At 70.3% G+C, this 19,163-nt stretch carries 20 protein-coding genes; 10 read left to right on the forward strand and 10 right to left on the reverse strand.

Translation table 11 applies throughout. From position 1 onward, the window contains the following. Window positions 1–212 precede the first annotated feature (212 nt). Together ABD156_RS14060 and ABD156_RS14065 are read left to right on the forward strand one after the other, a co-directional pair. Window positions 213–806 (forward strand): GNAT family N-acetyltransferase, encoded by a 594-nt coding sequence (locus ABD156_RS14060; RefSeq protein WP_344271919.1) that lies wholly within the window; start codon window positions 213–215, stop codon window positions 804–806. Further along, window positions 706–1,254, forward strand: coding sequence for a TetR/AcrR family transcriptional regulator (locus ABD156_RS14065; RefSeq protein WP_452039184.1), 549 nt, complete (start codon window positions 706–708; stop codon window positions 1,252–1,254). The genes ABD156_RS14060 and ABD156_RS14065 overlap by 101 nt, the downstream gene beginning before the upstream one ends. Here the strand turns inward: ABD156_RS14065 and ABD156_RS14070 are convergent. Then, complete coding sequence (locus tag ABD156_RS14070; RefSeq protein WP_344271922.1) at window positions 1,251–1,985, reverse strand: enoyl-CoA hydratase-related protein; 735 nt, start codon at window positions 1,983–1,985, stop codon at window positions 1,251–1,253. The genes ABD156_RS14065 and ABD156_RS14070 overlap by 4 nt on opposite strands. After that, window positions 1,986–3,182: a cysteine desulfurase-like protein gene (locus tag ABD156_RS14075; protein ID WP_344272345.1), complete on the reverse strand. Its 1,197-nt coding sequence runs from the start codon at window positions 3,180–3,182 to the stop codon at window positions 1,986–1,988. Between the two features lie 93 nt (window positions 3,183–3,275). Here ABD156_RS14075 and ABD156_RS14080 point away from each other — a divergent pair, with 93 nt between their 5' ends. Together ABD156_RS14080 and ABD156_RS14085 are read left to right on the forward strand one after the other, a co-directional pair. Then, a complete protein-coding gene (locus ABD156_RS14080; RefSeq protein ID WP_344271925.1) occupies window positions 3,276–3,908 on the forward strand; it encodes a peptide deformylase in 633 nt (210 codons plus the stop codon). Between the two features lie 87 nt (window positions 3,909–3,995). Further along, the gene (locus tag ABD156_RS14085) at window positions 3,996–4,820 is read left to right on the forward strand and encodes an isocitrate lyase/PEP mutase family protein (RefSeq protein ID WP_344271928.1); all 825 of its coding nucleotides are present in this window, start codon (window positions 3,996–3,998) and stop codon (window positions 4,818–4,820) included. 689 nt (window positions 4,821–5,509) lie between these two features. Here ABD156_RS14085 and ABD156_RS14090 read toward each other — a convergent pair. From ABD156_RS14090 to ABD156_RS14100, 3 genes are read right to left on the reverse strand one after another with little or no spacing between them, the layout of a single operon-like run. After that, on the reverse strand, window positions 5,510–6,001 hold the full coding sequence (locus tag ABD156_RS14090) for a methylated-DNA--[protein]-cysteine S-methyltransferase (protein WP_344271931.1): 492 nt from the start codon (window positions 5,999–6,001) through the stop codon (window positions 5,510–5,512). Beyond that, on the reverse strand, window positions 5,998–7,476 hold the full coding sequence (locus tag ABD156_RS14095) for an AlkA N-terminal domain-containing protein (protein WP_344271934.1): 1,479 nt from the start codon (window positions 7,474–7,476) through the stop codon (window positions 5,998–6,000). Before ABD156_RS14095 ends, ABD156_RS14090 begins: the two co-directional genes overlap by 4 nt. A gap of 50 nt (window positions 7,477–7,526) precedes the next feature. Further along, window positions 7,527–8,600, reverse strand: coding sequence for a VanZ family protein (locus ABD156_RS14100; RefSeq protein ID WP_344271937.1), 1,074 nt, complete (start codon window positions 8,598–8,600; stop codon window positions 7,527–7,529). Between the two features lie 71 nt (window positions 8,601–8,671). Between ABD156_RS14100 and ABD156_RS14105 the strand changes: the two genes are divergently transcribed. Then, complete coding sequence (locus ABD156_RS14105) at window positions 8,672–9,091, forward strand: DUF5709 domain-containing protein (RefSeq protein WP_344271940.1); 420 nt, start codon at window positions 8,672–8,674, stop codon at window positions 9,089–9,091. Window positions 9,092–9,344: 253 nt separating this feature from the next. Here the strand turns inward: ABD156_RS14105 and ABD156_RS14110 are convergent, their stop codons facing one another. Then, window positions 9,345–10,229: a DUF3800 domain-containing protein gene (locus ABD156_RS14110; RefSeq protein ID WP_344271943.1), complete on the reverse strand. Its 885-nt coding sequence runs from the start codon at window positions 10,227–10,229 to the stop codon at window positions 9,345–9,347. A gap of 127 nt (window positions 10,230–10,356) precedes the next feature. On the opposite strand from ABD156_RS14110, the gene ABD156_RS14115 reads away from it, so the two are divergent. The 3 genes from ABD156_RS14115 (at window position 10,357) to ABD156_RS14125 (ending at window position 13,111) form a co-directional block, all read left to right on the forward strand. Then, entirely contained in the window at window positions 10,357–10,599 is a 243-nt protein-coding gene (locus tag ABD156_RS14115; protein WP_344271946.1) for a hypothetical protein, read from the forward strand. A 1,265-nt stretch (window positions 10,600–11,864) separates the two neighbouring features. Further along, window positions 11,865–12,404: a sigma-70 family RNA polymerase sigma factor gene (locus ABD156_RS14120; protein WP_037810598.1), complete on the forward strand. Its 540-nt coding sequence runs from the start codon at window positions 11,865–11,867 to the stop codon at window positions 12,402–12,404. Next, a complete protein-coding gene (locus ABD156_RS14125) occupies window positions 12,401–13,111 on the forward strand; it encodes an anti-sigma factor family protein (protein ID WP_344271953.1) in 711 nt (236 codons plus the stop codon). The genes ABD156_RS14120 and ABD156_RS14125 overlap by 4 nt, the downstream gene beginning before the upstream one ends. Here the strand turns inward: ABD156_RS14125 and ABD156_RS14130 are convergent. Continuing rightward, window positions 13,104–13,787, reverse strand: a complete 684-nt coding sequence (locus ABD156_RS14130; protein WP_344271956.1) for an alpha/beta hydrolase family protein — start codon at window positions 13,785–13,787, stop codon at window positions 13,104–13,106. The two genes, ABD156_RS14125 and ABD156_RS14130, sit on opposite strands and share 8 nt — an antisense overlap. 4 nt (window positions 13,788–13,791) lie before the next feature. After that, window positions 13,792–15,222 (reverse strand): xylulokinase, encoded by a 1,431-nt coding sequence (locus ABD156_RS14135; RefSeq protein ID WP_344271959.1) that lies wholly within the window; start codon window positions 15,220–15,222, stop codon window positions 13,792–13,794. Window positions 15,223–15,258: 36 nt separating this feature from the next. Between ABD156_RS14135 and ABD156_RS14140 the strand changes: the two genes are divergently transcribed. Both ABD156_RS14140 and ABD156_RS14145 read left to right on the forward strand, forming a co-directional pair. After that, the gene (locus tag ABD156_RS14140) at window positions 15,259–16,080 is read left to right on the forward strand and encodes a class I SAM-dependent methyltransferase (protein WP_344271962.1); all 822 of its coding nucleotides are present in this window, start codon (window positions 15,259–15,261) and stop codon (window positions 16,078–16,080) included. 23 nt (window positions 16,081–16,103) lie between these two features. Further along, complete coding sequence (locus ABD156_RS14145) at window positions 16,104–16,913, forward strand: class I SAM-dependent methyltransferase (RefSeq protein WP_344271965.1); 810 nt, start codon at window positions 16,104–16,106, stop codon at window positions 16,911–16,913. Here ABD156_RS14145 and ABD156_RS14150 read toward each other — a convergent pair. Beyond that, window positions 16,885–18,420: an FAD-dependent monooxygenase gene (locus tag ABD156_RS14150; RefSeq protein WP_344271968.1), complete on the reverse strand. Its 1,536-nt coding sequence runs from the start codon at window positions 18,418–18,420 to the stop codon at window positions 16,885–16,887. The genes ABD156_RS14145 and ABD156_RS14150 overlap by 29 nt on opposite strands. An 18-nt stretch (window positions 18,421–18,438) precedes the next feature. Next, on the reverse strand, window positions 18,439–19,047 hold the full coding sequence (locus ABD156_RS14155; protein WP_344271971.1) for an acyl-CoA-like ligand-binding transcription factor: 609 nt from the start codon (window positions 19,045–19,047) through the stop codon (window positions 18,439–18,441). Window positions 19,048–19,163 lie beyond the last annotated feature (116 nt).

Raw genomic sequence — 19,163 nt, forward strand, 5'->3', positions numbered from 1 at the left:
CCACGCATCGTGGTCAACGCCCGATTAATCGGTGGAATTACCGCCGATGGGGTATGGCGGATACGATAAGTGAATTCGTCTTGCCCGAAACCGGTGGCCGCCCGGCGGTACCGGGGCTCGCGGACCGCGCGGGCCGTGTCGGCAGCGTGACATCTCCCATGACGCTTGTCATAGCCGCGGCCGTGTGCGACCCTCGGGTTATGACGACTGTCATGACCGCCGTGCGACCGGCCACCGCCGGTTCCGTGGCCGATCTCGTCCGCGCCTGCTCGCCGGAATCGCTGAGCCGCCGGTTCACCCTCGGCGGCCCGATCGACCCGGAGGCGGTCCTGTCCCGGTACCGGCGATTCCTGCTCGCCGGCACCGCCCTCGTCGCCGAGGTTTCCGGCGTGCCCGCCGGGCTGCTGAACGCGGTTCCGGAGGACGACCGCCGCGTCGAACTGGGGCTGCTCGTCGCCGACGGGTGGCAGCGGCAGGGCATCGGCCGCGGCCTGGTCCGGCTGGCCGCCGAGCAGTGGCGAGGCTGGACGCTGCACGCCACTGTGCAGGAGGGCAACGTCGCCGCGGACGGATTGCTGCGGGCGTGCGGGTTCCGCTTCGTCCCGGGGTACGGCGGCGAGAACGAGTACGAGCTGACGGTCACGGAGGAGACGCTCGATGACGGAACGGCCGGCGCGCGACCGGATGGTCTTCAGCGCTGCGCAGTTGCTGCGTACGCAAGGCCTGAGCGGCACCGGAATGCGCGAGGTAGTAGCGCATGCCGAGGCGCCGCGGGGGTCGCTGCAGCACTACTTCCCGGGCGGTAAGGAACAGCTGTTCGGCGAGGCCATCGACTGGGCGGGCCGTTACGCCGCGCGCCGCGTGACGCGCGCGATGGCCTCCCTGACGGACCCGACGCCGTCCGCGCTCTTCGCTGCGGTTGTCGAGTACTGGCGCGCGGAGTTCGTCGAGATCGGCTACGACTACGGCTGTCCGTTAGTAGCCACCGTCACTGACACGGCGGCGTCGAGCGAACCGTTGCGCGAGCGTGCGAACGACGCCTTCGTGCAGTGGCGGAAGCCCATCGTGTCCGCGCTGGAGCAGATGGGCGTACCGGCGGCGCGCGCTGCTTCGTTGGCAGTGTTGATGATCAGCGCGCTCGAAGGGGCCTTGGTGTTGGCGCGCGTCGAGCACGCGGTGACGGCGCTCGACACTGTCGTCGAGGAGCTAGGTCCAGTTCTCGACGCGGCAGTGGACACGCGCCGTCGTCGCTAACGCCGGTCGAGCTTCGCGCGCAACGCGGCGACAGTGTCCGGGTCATGCAGCAGTTCGGCGAAGTGCTTGGACTCCGACTCCATTCGTTCTTCGACGCTCAGGTCAGTGCGGTCGTGCAACAGCGCGCGCGTTGCCGTCACCGCGCGTACCGACCGTGTGGTGAGGGTCGCGACGCGTTCTTCGACGCGCTTGCTGAGCGCTGTCGCGTCAGGGAGCACTTCATTGACCAACCCGAGTTGTGCAGCTTCGACCGCAGGGAGTCGTTCTCCGAACAGCAGTAGCTCCGCCGCGCGCTGTGGACCGACTCTGCGCGGCAGCGCATAACTGCTGCCGAACTCCGGCACCAGCCCCAACGGTACGAACGGGAACTGCAGGTAGCTGCGCTCGGTGGCGTAGACGAGGTCGCAGTGCAACAGCAGGGTCGCGCCGATGCCGACAGCCGGACCGTCGACCGATGCGACCACCACTGCCTGCGTCGCGAGCAATGCCTCTTGAAACACCCGCGCGGGCGTCTTCGTGCGGTCTCCGGCTTCGTGCGCGAGGAAGTCACCGAGGTCGTTGCCCGCGGTGAACGCACCGCCAGCTCCGCTCAGTACGGCGATAGGCGTACGTACAGCGTCGAAGGCGTCGGCGAGGGCGATGTACATCGCCTTCGTGAGCGCGTTCCGCTTCTCCGGCCGGTTGATGGTGACGGTGGTGACCTGTCCGTCGACAGTCGTCTCGATGCTCATTCACAGCTCCGCAACAGCAGCGAGCAGCAGATCAACTTCTGCTGCAGTCGTATACGGCGCGATGCCAGCGCGTACGGCACCAGCGTCGCCGAGACCGAGATGCCGCGCGCACTCGATGGCGTAGAACGTCGAAGCAGGCGCGTTGATCCCGCGCGCTCCGAGTCGCTCGTACACAGCCTGCGGCGTTAAGCCGGTGACCGAGAACAGCACTGTCGGCGTACGGCGACGCGTCGGTGAGCCGTAACGGACGACGCGCGGCAGCGCAGCGAGACCGTCCTCCAGTCGCTGCAGCAGTGCGTCTTCATGCGCTTCGAGAGCTGTGAGCGACGTACGCAAACGTTCGCGACGGCTGCCTTCGCTCGGCACGAGCCCAGCGAGGAAGTCGATAGCCGCCGTAGTGCCCGCGAGGAGTTCGTACGGCAACGTACCCAGCTCGAACCGCTCAGGAACGGCGTTGCTCGAAGGCAGCAGCTTGTCCGGCTGCAGCGTCTCCAGGAGATCGGGCGCGGCGGCGAGAAGACCGAGGTGCGGGCCGAGGAACTTGTAGGGCGAGCAGGCGTAGAAGTCAGCGCCCAGAGCGGCGATGTCGACCGGCGAGTGCGGTGTCAGGTGTACGCCGTCCACATAACTCAGCGCGCCTGCTTCGCGCACCGCGTCGGTGATCGCCGGGATGTCCGGACGGGTGCCGAGGAGATTCGACGCCGCGGTGACCGCGACCAGTCGCGTCCGGTCAGTGAGCAGCTCTGTGATCGCGGACGTCGGCAACTCGCCCGTCTCCGGATTGAAGTCCGCCCAGCGAACAGTCGCCCCGCGTGCTTCGGCGGCCTGCACCCACGGCCGGACGTTGGCGTCGTGGTCCAGCCGGGTGACCACGACCTCGTCGCCCGGACCCCAGTTCTTCGCGAGCGTGCGGGAGAAGTCGTAGGTCACCTGGGTCATGCTGCGCCCGAACACGACGCCCTCCGGACGCGCGCCGAGCAGGTCAGCGACGGCTTGGCGGGCTTCGCGCACGACGCCGTCCGCGCGGCGCTCCGCCGCTGTGACGGTGCCGCGGTTCGCGATTGCGGCGCAGAGGGTCGAGGACACTGCTTCGCCGACCACGTCCGGGACTTGGGAACCGCCAGGTCCGTCGAAGTGGGCAGCGCCGCTCTCGAGCGCGGGGAAGTGCTTGCGGATCGCGTTCACGTCGTAGGCCACGGCTGCCAGCTTGCCTGATCCCCGGTCGAGTGTCGTGCTCCGCGCGGGTGCGATCATGCCGCAGTCCCGTTGCTCTTGGAGAGGGGTCCGCCGGTGCTCGCGGAAGAGGTCGAAAAACTGCTCGCCCAGCCGTTGCCGTGGCCGATTGTGCAGGCAGGCGACCCCGTGCTGCGCGCCGCCGCCCGCCCGTACGAGGGCGAACTGAGCGACGGGATGCTGTCGGCGTTGATCGAGGGCATGAAGGAGACCATGCGCGCCGCACCCGGCGTCGGCCTGGCTGCGCCGCAGATCGGCCTGTCGGTGCGGATCGCGGTGGTCGAAGACGGCGCGCGCGAACGGCCAGGCGTCGCCGAATCCACCCTCGCCACCCGCGGGATCGTCCCGTTGCCGTTCCGCGTGCTGGTGAATCCGACGTACACCCGAGTGGGCGATGAAACCGCCGCGTTCTTCGAAGGCTGCCTCAGCGTGCGCGGCTGGCAGGCCGTCGTCGCGCGAGCCCTGCGGATCCGGCTTCGCGGCAGTGACGAAACCGGTGCCGCCCTGGACGAGGAATTGTCCGGCTGGCCAGCGCGAATCGTCCAGCACGAGACCGATCACCTGCACGGCATCCTGTACCTGGACCGAGCCGAATTGCGCTCGCTGTCCACCCACGAGGCAGTCGCCCGCCGCTGGACCCAGCCGACCCCCGCCGACGCCGCCCGAGAACTGGGCTTCGAGCTCCCCTGATGTCGTTGGCTCCGATTTTTGTCGGTGCCCGCTGATACGTTCCTCCGCAGTTGCCCCGACCGGGGCTCGCCACTGGGGAGGAACCTCGTGAACTCGTTGCAAGACAAGGCAAAGCTCTTCCGCGAACTGCACGCGTCGGACGTCCTCGTGCTGCCGAACGCCTGGGACGCGGGCAGCGCGGTCGCCATCGAACGCGCCGGCGCGCCCGCGATCGCCACCACCAGCGGCGGCGTCTCCTGGGCGCTAGCCAGAGGCGACGGCCAACACCTCTCGCGCGCGGAAATGCTGTCAGTCGTCGCGCAAATCGCCGCAGCCGTAGAAGTCCCAGTGACGGCCGACGTAGAAGGCGGCTACGGCCTAGCCCCCTCAGCCGTAGCGGAAACCGTGACCGGCGTAGTCGAGGCCGGGGCGGTAGGCGTGAACCTGGAAGACTCCCGCGCCGGAACTCTGACCCTCTTCACCCCAGACGAACAGGCAGAACGCTTCACCGCGGCCCGAGCCGCCGCCGCGACGGCCGGTCTTTCGGAGCTGTGGATCAACGCGCGGACTGATGTGTACCTCTTCGGAATCGGCGAACCCGCCGGCCGCTTCGACGATGTCCTGACCCGAGCCCGCGTCTACGCCGATGCCGGAGCGGACAGCATCTTCGTCCCCGGCTTGGCGGACGTCGAAGTCTTGGCGGAGCTGGCGAAGTCGTCGCCGATCCCAGTGAGCGCCATGGCCGGACCAGGAGCACCCCCGGTGTCAGACCTGGCGGCGGCCGGAGTGCGCCGGGTGAGTGTGGGAACGTCGATCGCCCAGGCGGCTTACTCCCTGGCCCACCACGCCGCGGCGGAAATGCTGAAGCAGGGGACTTATGGGGAGGTGACAGGGGCCCTGGACTTCGGAACGGTGAACGGCTGGTTCAGCTGAGGCTGGTCCTCGACTGGTTCCGACTCCGGCTGAACCAGGGCCACCTGAGCCTGCGCGGGCAGCGCTCCAGGTCGGCCCGAGTCCTGCGGGCTGGGGAAGCCGGAACCGCACCGCGCGAGCGGTCGATTCGAAGGCGCGGCCGAGGCGAATCGGAACGGGCCGGGACAGGGGCGGTGCAGCATTTCAGCTGAACCGAGCGGAGCTAGCCGAGCGGCAGCGCGAGGTGAGATGCCAGCCTCAACCCGTGTCGAGCCGCCCAACCTGGCCCGAGGCAGCGCCGATTGACTCGAGTCGGTCTTCTCCGGCTGGCCCCTCGCGGCCGGGTCAGCTCATCCGCCTTGCCCAGCCCTGAACGAGTCAGGCCAGCTGCCGCAGCCCGCGCAACCAGCCTGAGCCAAGTCGATCCATCCGGCCCAAGCCGGGTCACTTCAATCCGTCGGCCTGATCTGAGCCAGTCGGCGAAGACCGAATCAGCCCGCCCGCCCAGCCCGAGCCACTGCGTCCAGCCCAAGCCGCGTCACTCCAACCCACCTGGCCCAACCTGAACCAGCCAGCCAAGCCCGAGCCAACCCACCCTCAGCCTCAACTCAACCGCCGCCAACCCACCCCGAGCCGCAACCCATCCCGAGCGGCAACCCAACCGCCGCCAACCCACCCCGAGCCGCAACCCATCCGCCGCCAACCCACGCTCACCCCGCAACCAACCGCCCACTCCGCTCCAGCTCCAGCAACCTCCGCTTGCACTCCACCCCAGCCGCGTAGCCGGTCAGTGATCCGTCGCTGCCCAGCACCCGGTGGCACGGCACCACGATGCCGATGGGGTTCCGGCCGTTCGCCAGGCCGACCGCGCGGGACGCCGTCGGGCGGCCGATCGATTCCGCCAGCTCTCGGTAGGTCGTCGTCTCGCCGTACGGGATCCGCAGGAGCGCCCGCCACACCGTCTCTTGGAAAGGAGTTCCACTGAAAGCTAACGGAAGGTCGAACTCGACCCGGTCACCGGTGAAGTACTCGTTCAGCTGACGCGTCGCCGCGGCGAACGGGCGGTCGTCGCGGTCGCCGAAGGCGGCGCGTGGCGGGCGGTACTGTTCGTCGCCGATGTACAGGCCGGCCAGGCCGCCGTCGCGAGCCATGAGGGTCAGCGGGCCTTCGGGGCTGTCGATGACGGTGTGCACCACGGTCATGCCGACACCGCGGGAATCCGGTTGATCGGATGGTCGCCGGTCGCCCAGAGATGCTGGACCGCGTATGCGCGCCACGGCTGCCACCGGCTGGCGTGTGCGGTCAAAGCGGCTGGACTCGTTGGCAGGCCTAGGGTTTCGGCGGCGATCTTCACGCCCAGGTCGGTCGCGACGAAGGCATCCGGATCGCCGAGGGCGCGCATGGCGATGCTCTCCACCGTCCACGGGCCGAAACCCGGCAGCGCGGCCAGTTGCGCGCGGGCGTGCACCCAATCGCCGCCTGCGGTCAGGTCGACGTCGCCGGAGACGAGAGCCGACACCAGACCCAGCAGGGTCGCGCGGCGGGACTTCGGCATCGCCAGCGTTTCCGGGTCCAGGTCCGCCAGCGACTCGGACGACGGGAACAGGTGCGTCAGGCCGCCCTCCCGGTCCTCGATCGGGGTGCCGTGCGCCAGGACCAGACGTGCCGCATGGGTGCGGGCGGCGGCGGTCGAGACCTGTTGGCCGAGGACGGCTCGTACGGCGAACTCGGCGGCGTCGGTCGTGCGCGGGACGCGCCTGCCCGGGGCGGCGGCGATCAGGGGAGCGAGGGTCGGGTCCGCGGCGAGCTGCTCGTCGACCGCGACTGGGTCGGCGTCCAGGTCGAGCAGCCAACGGCAGCGGCTGATCGCGGCGGCCAGGTCGCGCAGGTCGGTGAGGCTCAGGCGGCACGCGACGTGGTCCGGCTCCGGGCGGAGCGACACCACGCCGTGGCCGTGCGGTAGTCGCAGCGTGCGGCGGTACGCGCCGTCGCGCCATTCCTCGACGCCGGGGACCGCGGTGGCGATCAGGTGTCCGAACAGGTTGTCCGGGCACAGCGGCCGGCGGAACGGGAGCCGCAGCGACAGGACGCCTGGCGACTTGGTCCGCTTGCCGCCTCGTACGCGCGCACGCAGTTCGCTCGGTGTCAGGGCGAAGACGGCCCGCACGGTTTCGTTGAACGTCCGGATGCTGGAGAACCCGGCCGCGTGCGCGATATCGCTCATCGGCATCGTGGTGGTTTCGATCAGCAGCCGGGCGGTCTCGGCGCGCTGGGCCCGGGCGAGCGCGAGCGGCCCGGCGCCGAGTTCGGCCTGCACCTGGCGTTCGATCTGCCGCACGCTGTACCCCAGCCGCGCGGCGAGGCCCTGCACGCCTTCCCGGTCGACGACCCCGTCGCCGATCAGGCGCATCGCGCGCGCCACGACGTCGGCGCGTTCGTTCCACAGCGGCGAACCGGGTGACGCGTCGGGCCGGCAGCGTTTGCAGGCGCGGAATCCGGCGGCCTGCGCGGCGGCCGCGCTCGGGTAGAAGCGCATGTTCTCGACCTTGGGCGGCACCACCGGACAACTCGGCCGGCAGTAGATCCGCGTGGTCAGCACCGCGGTGAAAAACCACCCGTCGAACCGGTCGTCCTTCGACTGCACCGCGCGGATACAGCGTTCAGTGTCCTCGTACACGCCGACCAGTCTGCCCCGCCGCGCGCACGAAACCTCGCGAAAAAACGACATCACCCTGGCGGGGCAACCGGCTCCCGGATCGCGGCCCGCGTGTCGACGACGGACAACCGGCACACCAGCCCGGTCAGGCCCCGATGTCCCCGGGTGAAGATCATGAACACCAGATGCGCCAGCAGCCACAGCGACGTCCACCCGGAGTCCAAGCCGACCAGAATGAAATAGCCGCCCGAACCGATCAGGAACCGGACGATCGACTGCAACACCGACGGCGGCCGCCCGTCCGCGCGCACGACCGTCAGCATGACCGCACGCTGACCAGGCGTCGCGCCGTTGCCCGCCAGCGGCACGAGCAGCAGCAGAACCGCGGTGGGCACCCAACGGCCGAGGACGTCGTCGATCAGCGTGTTGTTCTGCAGCGTGCCCTTCATGACGTACTGCACCACGAGCGCGATCATGCTCAGCACGACGCCCACCAGCGTGACCGAGATCAGATCGAGCACCATGCCCAGCAGCCGCCGCCGGGCGAGGACGGGACGCGGCTCGTCGGCCGGACGCAGCCGTCCAGACCGGCGCAGCACGGGCGCGAGCAGCGCGCCGACCCCCGCTCCGACGGTGTTCGACAGCAGGTCGCCGGTGTCGAACAGCCGGTACGGGCACTCCATCAGGAACCACACGCCGGTCAGCTGGGTCGTCTCGATGGCGAGCGACACGAAGAACCCGCTGACGATCGCGAACCCGATGCTCCGCCCGAACAGCCGCCGCAGGAACACGCCCCACGGCACGAAGAACGCGACATTGAACAACACCTGACGCAGCGCCGGATTATCCAGCAACCCGGTGTTGAACTGCTTCATGTCTTCAAGGAACTGAAGTGGATTCCACACCGGATGCCGCAGCGATTCGTGCGCCGCGCAGTACGCCGCGTCGACGTTCGGCAACGGCAGCAGCGTGTAGGTGACCAGTGCGAAGCAGTACACGAGGAACGCCGGCGCGGCGATCGCGCGCAGCAGGCCGAGTTCGCCGCGTTTGCGATAGCTGACCGCCACATACGGCACCACCAAAACGAACGCCAGCCCGAATCCGGCGAATACGGCGATCAGCGTGGGACCGCTCCACTGAGTCATCGTTCCTCCACCCGGCGTGAGCGCACAGGCTAGCGGGCGGCAGTAACCTGGGCACGCGGGAAGGAGGAGCAGTGGACGACGACATCGAAGACAACGCCGACACCGGCGTGCTGGATCCCGAAGACACCCTGGAGGACGGCGACCCCTACGACGAGGGGTATTCGCCGCCGGAACGTCCACTCGCGACCCGCGACTGGGGCACCACCGCCGCCGAGGAAGCCGCCGGGGAAAGCTGGGCGGGCCGCCTGGCCCGCGAACTCCCGGACATCCGCGCGACCGACGGCGACGGCCTCGGCGACACTGACGACACCGACGGCGAACTGGTCGACGACGAGGTCGGCGACTTCCGCGCGGGCCGCCTCGTCGCCTCCAACGCCGGCTTCGGCCCCGACACCGAGGCCGAGCTGTATGCCTCGGACATCGGCATCGACGGCGGTGCGGCGTCGGCTGAGGAAGCCGCAGTGCACGTCGTCAATCCGCGGGATTGGTGACTCCTCCGCGGGGTTGGCAAGCCTGCCGGGAGCTTGGTGCCGACCCTGTGGGATTGGTGATTCCTCTCCTGGGGCGGCGAGCCTGCCGGGAGTTCGTCGCCAATCCTGTGGGATTGGTGATTCCTCTCCTGGATCGGCAAGTCAGCCGGGAGCTCGGCGCCGACCCCTCAGGATTGGTAACGCCTCTCCCGGGTCGGCAGGCCAGCCGGAAGTCCGTCGACCGCGTTCGGGTGCCATTGCGGTGATGACCGCGCTAGTCCGCCGGATCCCCGATCCAGACTGACGCCGGAAGCACGTACGGCCGCAGCAGTTTGACCAGCTCCGCGTCCCCGTCGCCGTGCAGGGTTTCCTCGGTCAGCCGCCGGGCGACCCCGGCCAGGAAATCGGCGATCTGGACCCGCGGTTCGGACTTCGAGTCGGCGAATCGCCACCGCGGCACCGGGTCGAGCAGTTGCGCGAGCCGGGCCGGGGTGAGGGACGGCTGCTCGTCGTGGATGACTTTTTCCGGCCGCCAGAACGCGATCGTGTCGGCGAGGGCGGGCATCAACGGGTCGAGCGGCGGGACGAGGCCCGGGTTGGCGAGCAGGTCGTCCCGCAGGGCGGTCAGTTGCGGGCGGGCCGCGACCAGATCGCCGAGGACGTCCGTCTGGGCGAAGAATTCGTCGGGAGTGGTCGCCGGGAGGCGGCGGTTCGAGGTACGCAACAGTCCGGTGAACGAGCGCAGGAATTCTGTCCAGCGGCCGGGTCCGTGGAGGCGTGGACCGTCTTGGTGGAGGGCACGGGCGCGAGCGTCCGGACGGCGTCGCAGGCATTCCGGGTACGGGGTCTGGTCGACGAGCAAATCGACGATCTTGCCCGCGAGGAACAGCGCCTTGTCGACGAGCAGGACGCTGGCGGCATCGGCGAGAGGTTCGGTGAGCAGCCACTCCAACGCGGCGCGGTTCTTCGCGCGCAGCAGATGGTTGGCTTTGTACTCGAGCGCGGGCGAACCGATGAGTTCCCGCAGCCGCGCAACACATTCCGCGGCGTCCGCCGGTTCCAGCCGGACGGCGGCGTGCGCGAATACCGCGGTGTTCGCGCCGATCAGGTTCACGCCCTCCGAACCGGACTCGTCGCACGCGATCGCCGGCGGCCGCACAAGGCCGATCCTGCCAGGTCCGCGAGGCGAGGGCGACCCCATTTCTCCAGGGGACCCCTGAGGTGGATTCCCGGATGTGCCGGCGGCCCCGGACGTTTCACCATGAAGGGGACGGAGGGAGCCGGTCATGGTGCTCGTCGAGGAGGACGTACACGCACTGGACGACGTCCGGCGCGGACTGGTGGTGGTCCGCAACGGTTTCGCCGGGACCGCGGAATGCTACCTGTGGTCGGTCGGCGGGCGGGTCCCGCTGTGGGAAACGCAGGCGATGGACCGCCTGCGCCGCCGGGGCCTGGTGAGAATCGCCCGCCGCCGGGGAGCCCCGGCGAGCCCGGTGGTGCTGACCGACCTCGGCGCGGCTGCCGCCTGAGTCCTTTGTGGACAGTGGCGCGGGTGCTTTGCGCGGCCGGTCGGAAGCAGTTGGCTCTGCGGCCTGGGATTCGTGTCGAGCCGCAGCGCTGTGGCGGGGGTTGTTTCGGCGGACGGGTGATGCCTCGGCGCGGCCTTGAGCCGGGGATTCCGAGCGATGGCAGGCCTTCCTTCCGCGGAAGCTCGCTGGAGGCGGCTGGCCGCGGCGATTGCCAGCGGGTTCTAGCGGATGCTTGCCAGGCCTGCAGTCGCTAATACCAAACGTCCCCGGACGGGCGCGCGCTGCGTTGGCCGCGGTTCCCAGGGATGAGACCTCAGGGTCGCGGCGAGGGCCGCTCTGGTGTGATGGCTGCTGGTGGTGCGACGGTTGGTCGCCGTCCAGGCGAGAGCTGCGCGTGTCGGAACGTCCTGGCGTATGGGGCGGCCCTGGCTCCAACTGGATCAGCCCGGGTGTTACGAATCGCCACCGGCGTGCACATCAGCGCCGGGCGGTCCGGAGCGAAGCGGCCCAAGGTGCCCTGGAGCCGCCGGGAGGGCGGGAGCGGCCCATGGCATCCCGGAGTCGCCGGGAGGGCAGGGGCGAAACGGCCCAAGGTGCCCCGGAGCCGCCGGGAGGGCGGTGTGCGCAGCGCTCCCGGCGGCTCCAGGGCGGTCGGGCGGCCGGGACGGTGATCCCAGTGCACGGCACCGGCGTGCGCCGACCTGGTGAGCAAGCCTTCCGGCTGGATCAATTTCGAACTTAGCCCAGGTCCGGGGCTCGCAGGCGGTGCGTTCCCCGATCGTGTCGGCGGAACCACGCTGGTGGGCGGGTATCGATCGGGGCAGCGGTGCCCAGCGGGGAAAGCTCGCCGGGCAGGTGCGGTGCCAGGCGGGAGAGCTGCACCGATCGGGGGAGCGAGACGGATAAGGCAGCGGGGCGGGGCGGCGGCATCGATGAGGCGGCGGGGAGGGGAAGCGGCACGGATGAGGCGGCGGGGCGGGGAAGCGAGACGGATGAGGCGGCGGGGCGGGGAGGCGACACCGATGAGGCAGCGGAGTGGGAAAGGCTGCGGCGCCCAGCGCGGTCGGCGCAGCGGACAGCCAGCCGCATCGAGCGAGAGGCAGCGAGGGCGGGGGACAGCGAGGGCGGCGGAACAGCGAGGGCGGGGGACGCGGAGTCTCACCCAGCGTTGGAAAGAACAGCAGCAGGAACGGGTCAGCACCGGGTAGGGAGCAACACGCCGCCGGTGCGGGACAATCGGCCTCGAGCGGGAGGATGATCGGGGCATGGCCGGGTTCAGGGCTCGTCATCGGCGGGCGGTTGCGGACGAGGCGCTGGTCCGCGCGCTTTTCGAGGAGCATGGGCGCGCGATGCTCGCCTACGCCACCCGGCTGCTCGGCGACCGCGCGGCGGCGGAGGATGTGGTGCAGGAGGCGCTCGTCCGCGCGTGGCGCAGTCCGGACAGTCTGGTCAACGGGCGCGGGTCGGTGCGCGGCTGGCTGCTCACCGTGGTGCGGAACCTCGTGATCGACCGGTTCCGGGCCAAGGAGGCGCGGCCGCAGGAGGTGGCCGAGTCGCCGTCGGGCGGGCCGGTCGAGCGGGATCATGCCGATCAGGTCGTCGACTCGATGGTGGTGCTCGCCGCGCTCGACGGGCTTTCTCCGGAGCATCGCGAGGTGCTCGAGCAGATGTATCTGCAGGGACGGAGCGTCGCGGAGGCGGCTGAGCGGCTCGGGATTCCTCCGGGCACGGTGAAGTCCCGCTCGTATTACGGGTTGCGGGCGTTGCGGGAAGAGTTCCGGCGAGCGGAAGGAGTGGCCGGATGAACACTGCCGACGAACATGTCGACCTGGCGGGATACCTGTCCGGTCAGCTCGCCTCGGGCGAGCAGCGCGACGTCGAGGCGCATCTGGACGGCTGCGAGCGGTGCCGGGCCGAGGCCGCGTCCCTGCGCGAGGTGCAGAGTTTCCTCGGGGAGTTGCCGCCGGAGGCGTTGCTGGAGGGGCCGCCGGTGGGCGCGGACCTGGTGATGCAGCGGACCGTCGACCGGGTGCGCGCGGAGTCGCGCGCGCAGGCCGGGCGGGGACGCTCGATGGCGATCGTCGCGGCGGTCGTGGTGGCCGCGGTCGCGGTGAGTGTCGGGGTGCTGGTGGGACGCAACTGGTCCGGGCCCGCGGTGGCGGTGCCGACTGCGCCGCCGCCGTCGTCGACCAGCGTGGTTCCTGGCACGAAGGTCATTTCCGGCGCGGACGCCAGCGGGCAGACCCGGCTCACCGCGAGCATCGTGCCGGAGACCGGCTGGGTGCGCGTGGACGGTTCGGTGACCGGCATTCCGGCCGGGCAGAAATGCCTGCTGGTGGTCATCGGCAAGAACGGCCAGCGCCAGGTCGCGGGCGGCTGGATGGTGTCGGAGCGAGCGGCGCGGGACGGCGCGTACCTCTACGGCACGGCGGTCGTCGACCCGGCTCAGGTCGCGGCGGTGGCTATCGAGAACACTGCAGGCCACCGGTTCGTGGAGGCGGACGTCAGCTGAACCGGCGGTCGAGCCATTCCCGGACGGGCTGCCATGGCTCGTCCGCGGGGTCGATCAGCCGGAAGTGATCGACGCCGGGAAGCTCGACGTAGTCCACGTCGTCGCCGGCCGCCTTCGCCGCGGCCACGTAGTCGCGGCTGTGCGCCACCGGGACCCGGACGTCGGCGTCGCCTTGAACGACCAGCTGCGGGCAGCCGATCGGGACCTGCCGGATGGGGGAGGCCGCTGGGTCGTCGCCGGTCAGGAACAGTCCGGCGGCCCCTTCGCCCAATTCCTCGGCCCGCGCGCGGGGGACGTCGGTGATCGGGGCCAGTGCGACGACACCGGCGAGCGAACCCCCGGCCAAGAGCGCCAGGTGGCCGCCCGCGGAGTGTCCGATCGCGACGGTCGGAAGCGCGGAGGGGCGTTCGACGGCGGCGATCGCGGCCAGCACGTCGTCCAGGGTTTGCGGCCAGCCGCCGGTGTCGCCGTCGATGCGCCGGTACTCCAGGTTCGCCACGTACCAGCCCGCGGCGACGAGGTCGGCTGCCATCGGGTCGAGCTGGTGCAGGTCGTGCCGGGCGCGCCACCATCCGCCGTGCAGCAGGACGGCGGTGCCCCGCCCGCCCGGAGTCCCGTGGAGTTCGACGAACTGGCTGGGCTCGCTGCCGTAGCGGAGGGTTTCCATGCTGGCCATTAGATCACCATCGGGCCAGCCGTTCGTGCACTCTCGCGAGCCCTTCGTGTGCCGCGCGGTACGCCTCGTACAGGCCGGTCAGGTCCGTCTCGGGGGCGAAGGTTCGCTCCACGGCGACGGTCGCGGCCGCGGCGGTTTCGACGTCCGGGTATTGGCCCGCGCCGACGGCGCCGAGCAGCGCCGCTCCGAGGGCGGCGCTGTCGTGCACACGGAGGCGTTCGACGGGGCGGGACAGGACGTCCGCGTGGAGCTGGGTCCAGAGGTCGCTCCGTGCGCCGCCTCCGGAGAACGTCACCGACGGAAGACGTTCGCCGCAGGCTTCTTCGACGGTTTCCAGTACGTGCCGTGCGGAGAACGCGACACCGGTCAGCACGGCTCGCGACAGGTCCGCGGTGCTCGTGGACGAGGTCAGGCCGAGGAAACTGCCGCGCAGGTCTGGATCCCACAGCGGCGCGCGTTCGCCTTGCAAGTGCGGGAGGAACACCACGCCGGGCTGGCCGTCCGCGGCGGAAGCGAACACCTCGGGCACGGACAGCCCGGACACCCGGCTCCACCAGCGAACGGCGTCGCCGGCGGCTTGGGTCGGTCCGGCGTGGACGACGACGTCGCCGCGCGGCGGGAAGGTGACCAGCCCTCGGACCGATTCGTTCCGGTGCGAGGCGGCTGCGACGACCAACGACGTCCCGCAGGTGACCATCGCACGGCCGGGTTCCGTGGTGCGGGTGCCGAAAACCGCGCCGAACGCGTCCATGGTTCCGACGACAACCGGTGCGTCGCCCAGTACGGCAGCGTGGCCGAGGGGTTCCTCTGGAGCGAGCAGTTCCGGCAGTCGCTCGCCGAGCCCGTCGACGAGCGCGACTGCTTCGGGCAGGTAACCGGAAGCGCCCGCGATGCGTACGCCGGACAGCAGGTCGGTCGCGACCCTTCCGGTGAGCCGGGCGCCGATGAAGTCCTTGGGGCTCATCATCCAGCGCGCGCGGGACCACAGCTCCGGTTGTTCGCGCGCGAACCACGCGGCCCGCGCGCCCGCGAACGACGCATCGAGCACGATCGGCCCACCCCAGATGCGTTTTTTGTCGTCGTCAGTGAAGCGGGCGTCGAGTTCCGCGGCGATCTCCGCGCAGCGCTGGTCCTGCCAGATCACCGCCGGGGCGAGCGGCCGCAGGTCTTGGCCGACGAGGAGATGGGTGTTGACCTGGCTGACGATTCCGGCCGCGCGCACCGAACCGGCGGGGAGTCCGGAAAGGACGGTGTGCAGCGCGGTTTCCGTTGCGTGCCACCAGTTTTCCGGATCCTGTTCGGCCCAGCCGGGACGCGGCCGCGCGATCGGATAGGGCACCGAATGCGCCGCGAGTTCCCGGCCGTCCGCCGTGAACGCGGCGACTTTCACCGCGGTCGTGCCGACGTCGATGCCGAGCAGAGCTTCTTCGTCCATGCCACAGGGGTACCAGGAATTCGCTACCGTCGGAGCATGACCTCTGCCGCGGAGAATTACCTGCGCGAGTACCACGATCGCAAACCGGACGCGATGTCCGTGCTGATCGAGTCCGGTCGGGTGACTGGGGACGGCCGGACGAGTTACGAGGTGCTGGCCGATCGTGTCGCGCCCGCGCGCCGGGTGCTCGATCTCGGCTGCGGCGACGGCGCGCTGCTGGCCGTTTTCGCCCGGGGCGGCGCGGAAAAGCTCGCTGGCGTCGACCTTTCTTCCGGACAGCTCGCGCTTGCCCGGCAACGGCCCGAGCTGGCCGGTGCGGAGCTGTTCCACGGGCGGGCGCAGGAGCTGCCGTTCGCGGACGACAGCTTCGACGCGGTCGTGTCGCACATGGCTTTCATGCTCATGGACAACCCCGAGGAGGTCGCCGCCGAGATCGCGCGGGTGCTGGCTCCGCGCGGGACGTTCGCGGTGGTCGTCGGCGGTCCCGAATCGACCGGCGCGACTCCGGTGTTCCTGGAATTGGCCCGGCCGTTGTTCCGGGAGGTGCCGGAGGAACGACGGGCCACCTACACCGCCGAGCGGCGCACCTCGAACCGCGAGGGGATCGACGAGGTGCTCGCTCCGGCCGGATTCGCGCCGGTTTCCTGGGAACCGTACGAGATCGACCTGACCGCCGCGCCGGACGAGGTGTGGACGTTGTGCTGCGAATCGTATTACTCGACCGACACCCTCGACGACGCTCAGTTGTCCCGGCTGCGCGCGGCCTTTCTCGCCGAAACTGAGCAGCTGCGCACCGCCGACGGACGGCTTCCGGCGGGGCTTTGCGTCAACCTGGCCAAAACCGAGCTGCTGAAGTGACCGTTCGCGCTACCGTCACGGGCATGATGACGCCCGCCGAAGAGTTCCTGCGCGACTATCACGACCGGAACCCGGCAGCCGCGTCCGAACTGGCCGATCGGGGCCGCGTCGACGGACGCTCGGTGTACGAGGCGTTCGCCGACCACGTTGGCCAGCCGGGCAGCGTGCTCGACCTCGGCTGCGGGGACGGCGCGCTGCTGGCCGTGCTCGCCGGTCGCGGTACCGAAAAGCTCGCTGGCATCGACCTTTCCGCCAAGCAGCTGGACGTCGCCCGCGGCCGGGCCGGGCTCGCCGGTGCGGATCTGCGGCCCGGCCGCGCGCAGGAGCTGCCTTTCGAGGACGACGGCTACGACGCGGTCGTGTCACACATGGCGTTGATGCTCATGTCCGACGTCGAGAAGGTGATCGCCGAGACCGCCCGCGTGCTGCGGCCCGGCGGCGCCTTCGTGATCGGTGTCGGCGGCGGCGGGACCGACGCACTGGAGGTGTTCCTGAAGGTCGCCCGGCCGCTCTTCGCGGTGGTCGCCGAGGACCGGCAGATCCCGACCTCCGGCGACCCGCGCAGCCGCACCCGCGAAGGCCTCGACGCGCTGCTCGGCCCGGCCGGGTTCGCGCCGGTCGAATGGCACCAGCTGCTGGTGGACCTGTCCGGCCCGCCGGATTCGGTCTGGCAGACCTGCCACGACACCTACTACCAGGTCGACGCCCTCGACGAGACGCAGCTGATGGGGCTGCGGACCGCGTTCAAGGTGGCGTCCCGGTCGCTGGTGGCCCCGGACGGCACGCTGCCGGCCGGGGCGCTCATCAACGTGGCAACGACACGGCTGACCTGACCGGTGCGCCGAACCACTGTGCGAGAGCGGTTCGGAGCGCCTCGACGTCTGGTTCGGCGTCGGCGGAGGACCAGGCGACGTAACCGTCCGGGCGGATGAGCAGGGCCGTTGGTGCGTCGCCGGTGGCCGCGGTGGACACGGTGGTCACGCGGTCGTGCCACGGTGCGGCCACGTCGGCGAGCACGGCGCCAGGGGTCAGGTCGAGCAGCACCGGCCGTGCGGCCTGGTAGGCGGCGGTCAGCGGAGCTGGGCCGGCGAGCGCCAGGTCGGGAGCCCACCGGCCGGTGCTCGGGTCGGTGCCGTAGTGGATGTCGGCCCCGGACATCAGGTCGGCGACGTGCTGCCGCGTATCCGGAAAGGCCAGCAGTTCGGCGAAGAATTCGCGCAGCGCGGTGACTTCCGGCCCGGGCGCGACGAGCGCGCTCTGCGCCTGCGTGTGCATCACGACGCGCTCGCTCACCGGACGACGTTCGCCTTCGTAGCTGTCGAGCAGCCCCGGCGGAGCCCAGCCTTGGACCTCCGCGGCGAGCTTCCACCCGAGGTTCGCCGCGTCCTGCAGGCCGAGGTTCAGCCCCGGCCCGCCGATCGACGAGTGCACGTGGGCCGCGTCGCCGACCAGCAGGACCCGGCCTCGCCGGTAGGTCTCGGCGATCCTGGTGTTGCCGCCGGTCAGCCTGCGCAGCAGGAACGGCCCGGCGCCGGACGGAGGTTCGAGCGGCAGCTCGACGCCGAGCACGCGCCGCACGCTCGCGCGCAGTTCTTCCATGGTCAGCGGATCGTCCTCGGCGAAGTCGGCGGCACCGCCTCGTTCGCTGGTCGACACGGCGGGGTTCGCCGGGTCGAACGGCGCGAACACGAACACCCCGGTTTCCGTCCGGTGGTGCAGGAACGGCGGGAGGACGCCGGTTTCCAGCTTCAGCCCGCCGGTCGCGGGGTCGACGAACGACTGCGGGATTCGGACATTCGCGCTGCGGGACACCGATTCGTCCCAGGTGACGCCGGGGAAGTCGATTCCGGCGAGCTTGCGCACGGTGCTGCGTCCGCCGTCCGCGCCGACGAGGTAGTCCGCGGCGATTTCGTAGGACCCGTCCGGTCCTTGAACCCGCACGGTCACCGAGTTCTCGTCCTGGGCGAAGCCGGTGATTTCGTGGCCGCGGCGGAGTTCGGCGCCGAGCCCGAGGATGTGCTCGATCAGGGTCTGCTCGAGTTCGTGCTGCGGTTTCGGCAGGAGGTACATCGGGTTTCGGGGCAGATCGGCGAATTCGATCGGGAAAGCGCCGAAGACGAACCGTGGCGCGGGCGCCGGTCGAGGGCTGCCGGTGAGCTTCTCGAACAGCCCGCGCCGGTGCAGCAGCGGCACGACCTGGCCGACGAGACCGTTGGCACGGCGCACCCCGTCGGGTTCGGCGAGCCGCTCCAGCACCACGGGGCGGACTCCGGCAAGGCAGAGTTCTGCGGCGAGCATCAGGCCGTTCGGCCCGGCGCCCGCGATGACGACGGCGGACATGGGGATCTCCTTGCGGGATCAGGGAAGCACCTCGGCGAGGGTGTCGAACGCCTGGTGCACGATGGTGGACAGCTCCGCGGGCGGGTCGGTGCGCAGCCATTCCTGGATGACTGCGCGCAGCACGCCGCCCGCGGTGGTGGCGATGATCTGGACGCGGAGATCGTGGACGTCCGCGCCGAGGCGTTCCGCGATCGCTTCGGCCAGTGATTCTTCGGCCGCGACATTGGCTTTGAGGAATTCGCCCGCCAGCGCGGGTTCCGCGATCATGACCCGGACTCCGGCGGTCCACTGTGGATCGGAGGTGCCGCCGGAAGCGGTGCCGCGGTCGTCGTCGAGCTGCGCCAGCGAGGCTTCCCGCAGCGCGGTCCACAGCGGTTCCGCCGCCGGGCGCGCGCGGAGGTGATCGGCGATCCCGCGAGCCCGGTCCTGGTGCCGCGCGACGATCGCTTCGGCTTTGCTGGAGAAGTAATTGTTGACTGTGCGCGGCGAAACTCCCGCCGCACGGGCGATTTCCTCGATGGTCACGTTCGACAGACCGCGCTCGACTGTGAGCCGGACTGCCGCCCAGGAGATGTCGACCCGGGTCTCTTGGCGGCGGCGGTCTCGCAGGTTCGGTCGCTCGGTCATGTGACCACCATAGCGCGCTGCTTGCGTGGCGCGCAATGTTTGCGCGTTGCGCAAGTTTGAGGGCGAAGAAGAAGCCCGGGGCGAGATGCCTCGGGCTTCTCGGCGACGCGCGTCCG

The organism is Amycolatopsis albidoflavus (assembly GCF_039525725.1).
GTDB lineage: Bacteria > Actinomycetota > Actinomycetes > Mycobacteriales > Pseudonocardiaceae > Amycolatopsis > Amycolatopsis albidoflava.

Bases quoted from the DNA above. Each gene is read 5' to 3' on its own strand.
- ABD156_RS14060 (WP_344271919.1), top strand. From the start codon at position 213: ATGACCGCCGTGCGACCGGCCACCGCCGGTTCCGTGGCCGATCTCGTC.
- ABD156_RS14070 (WP_344271922.1), bottom strand. From the start codon at position 1,985: ATGAGCATCGAGACGACTGTCGACGGACAGGTCACCACCGTCACCATC.
- ABD156_RS14090 (WP_344271931.1), bottom strand. From the start codon at position 6,001: ATGACCGTGGTGCACACCGTCATCGACAGCCCCGAAGGCCCGCTGACC.
- ABD156_RS14100 (WP_344271937.1), bottom strand. From the start codon at position 8,600: ATGACTCAGTGGAGCGGTCCCACGCTGATCGCCGTATTCGCCGGATTC.
- ABD156_RS14115 (WP_344271946.1), top strand. From the start codon at position 10,357: ATGGTGCTCGTCGAGGAGGACGTACACGCACTGGACGACGTCCGGCGC.
- ABD156_RS14120 (WP_037810598.1), top strand. From the start codon at position 11,865: ATGGCCGGGTTCAGGGCTCGTCATCGGCGGGCGGTTGCGGACGAGGCG.
- ABD156_RS14125 (WP_344271953.1), top strand. From the start codon at position 12,401: ATGAACACTGCCGACGAACATGTCGACCTGGCGGGATACCTGTCCGGT.
- ABD156_RS14130 (WP_344271956.1), bottom strand. From the start codon at position 13,787: ATGGCCAGCATGGAAACCCTCCGCTACGGCAGCGAGCCCAGCCAGTTC.
- ABD156_RS14135 (WP_344271959.1), bottom strand. From the start codon at position 15,222: ATGGACGAAGAAGCTCTGCTCGGCATCGACGTCGGCACGACCGCGGTG.
- ABD156_RS14140 (WP_344271962.1), top strand. From the start codon at position 15,259: ATGACCTCTGCCGCGGAGAATTACCTGCGCGAGTACCACGATCGCAAA.
- ABD156_RS14145 (WP_344271965.1), top strand. From the start codon at position 16,104: ATGATGACGCCCGCCGAAGAGTTCCTGCGCGACTATCACGACCGGAAC.
- ABD156_RS14150 (WP_344271968.1), bottom strand. From the start codon at position 18,420: ATGTCCGCCGTCGTCATCGCGGGCGCCGGGCCGAACGGCCTGATGCTC.
- ABD156_RS14155 (WP_344271971.1), bottom strand. From the start codon at position 19,047: ATGACCGAGCGACCGAACCTGCGAGACCGCCGCCGCCAAGAGACCCGG.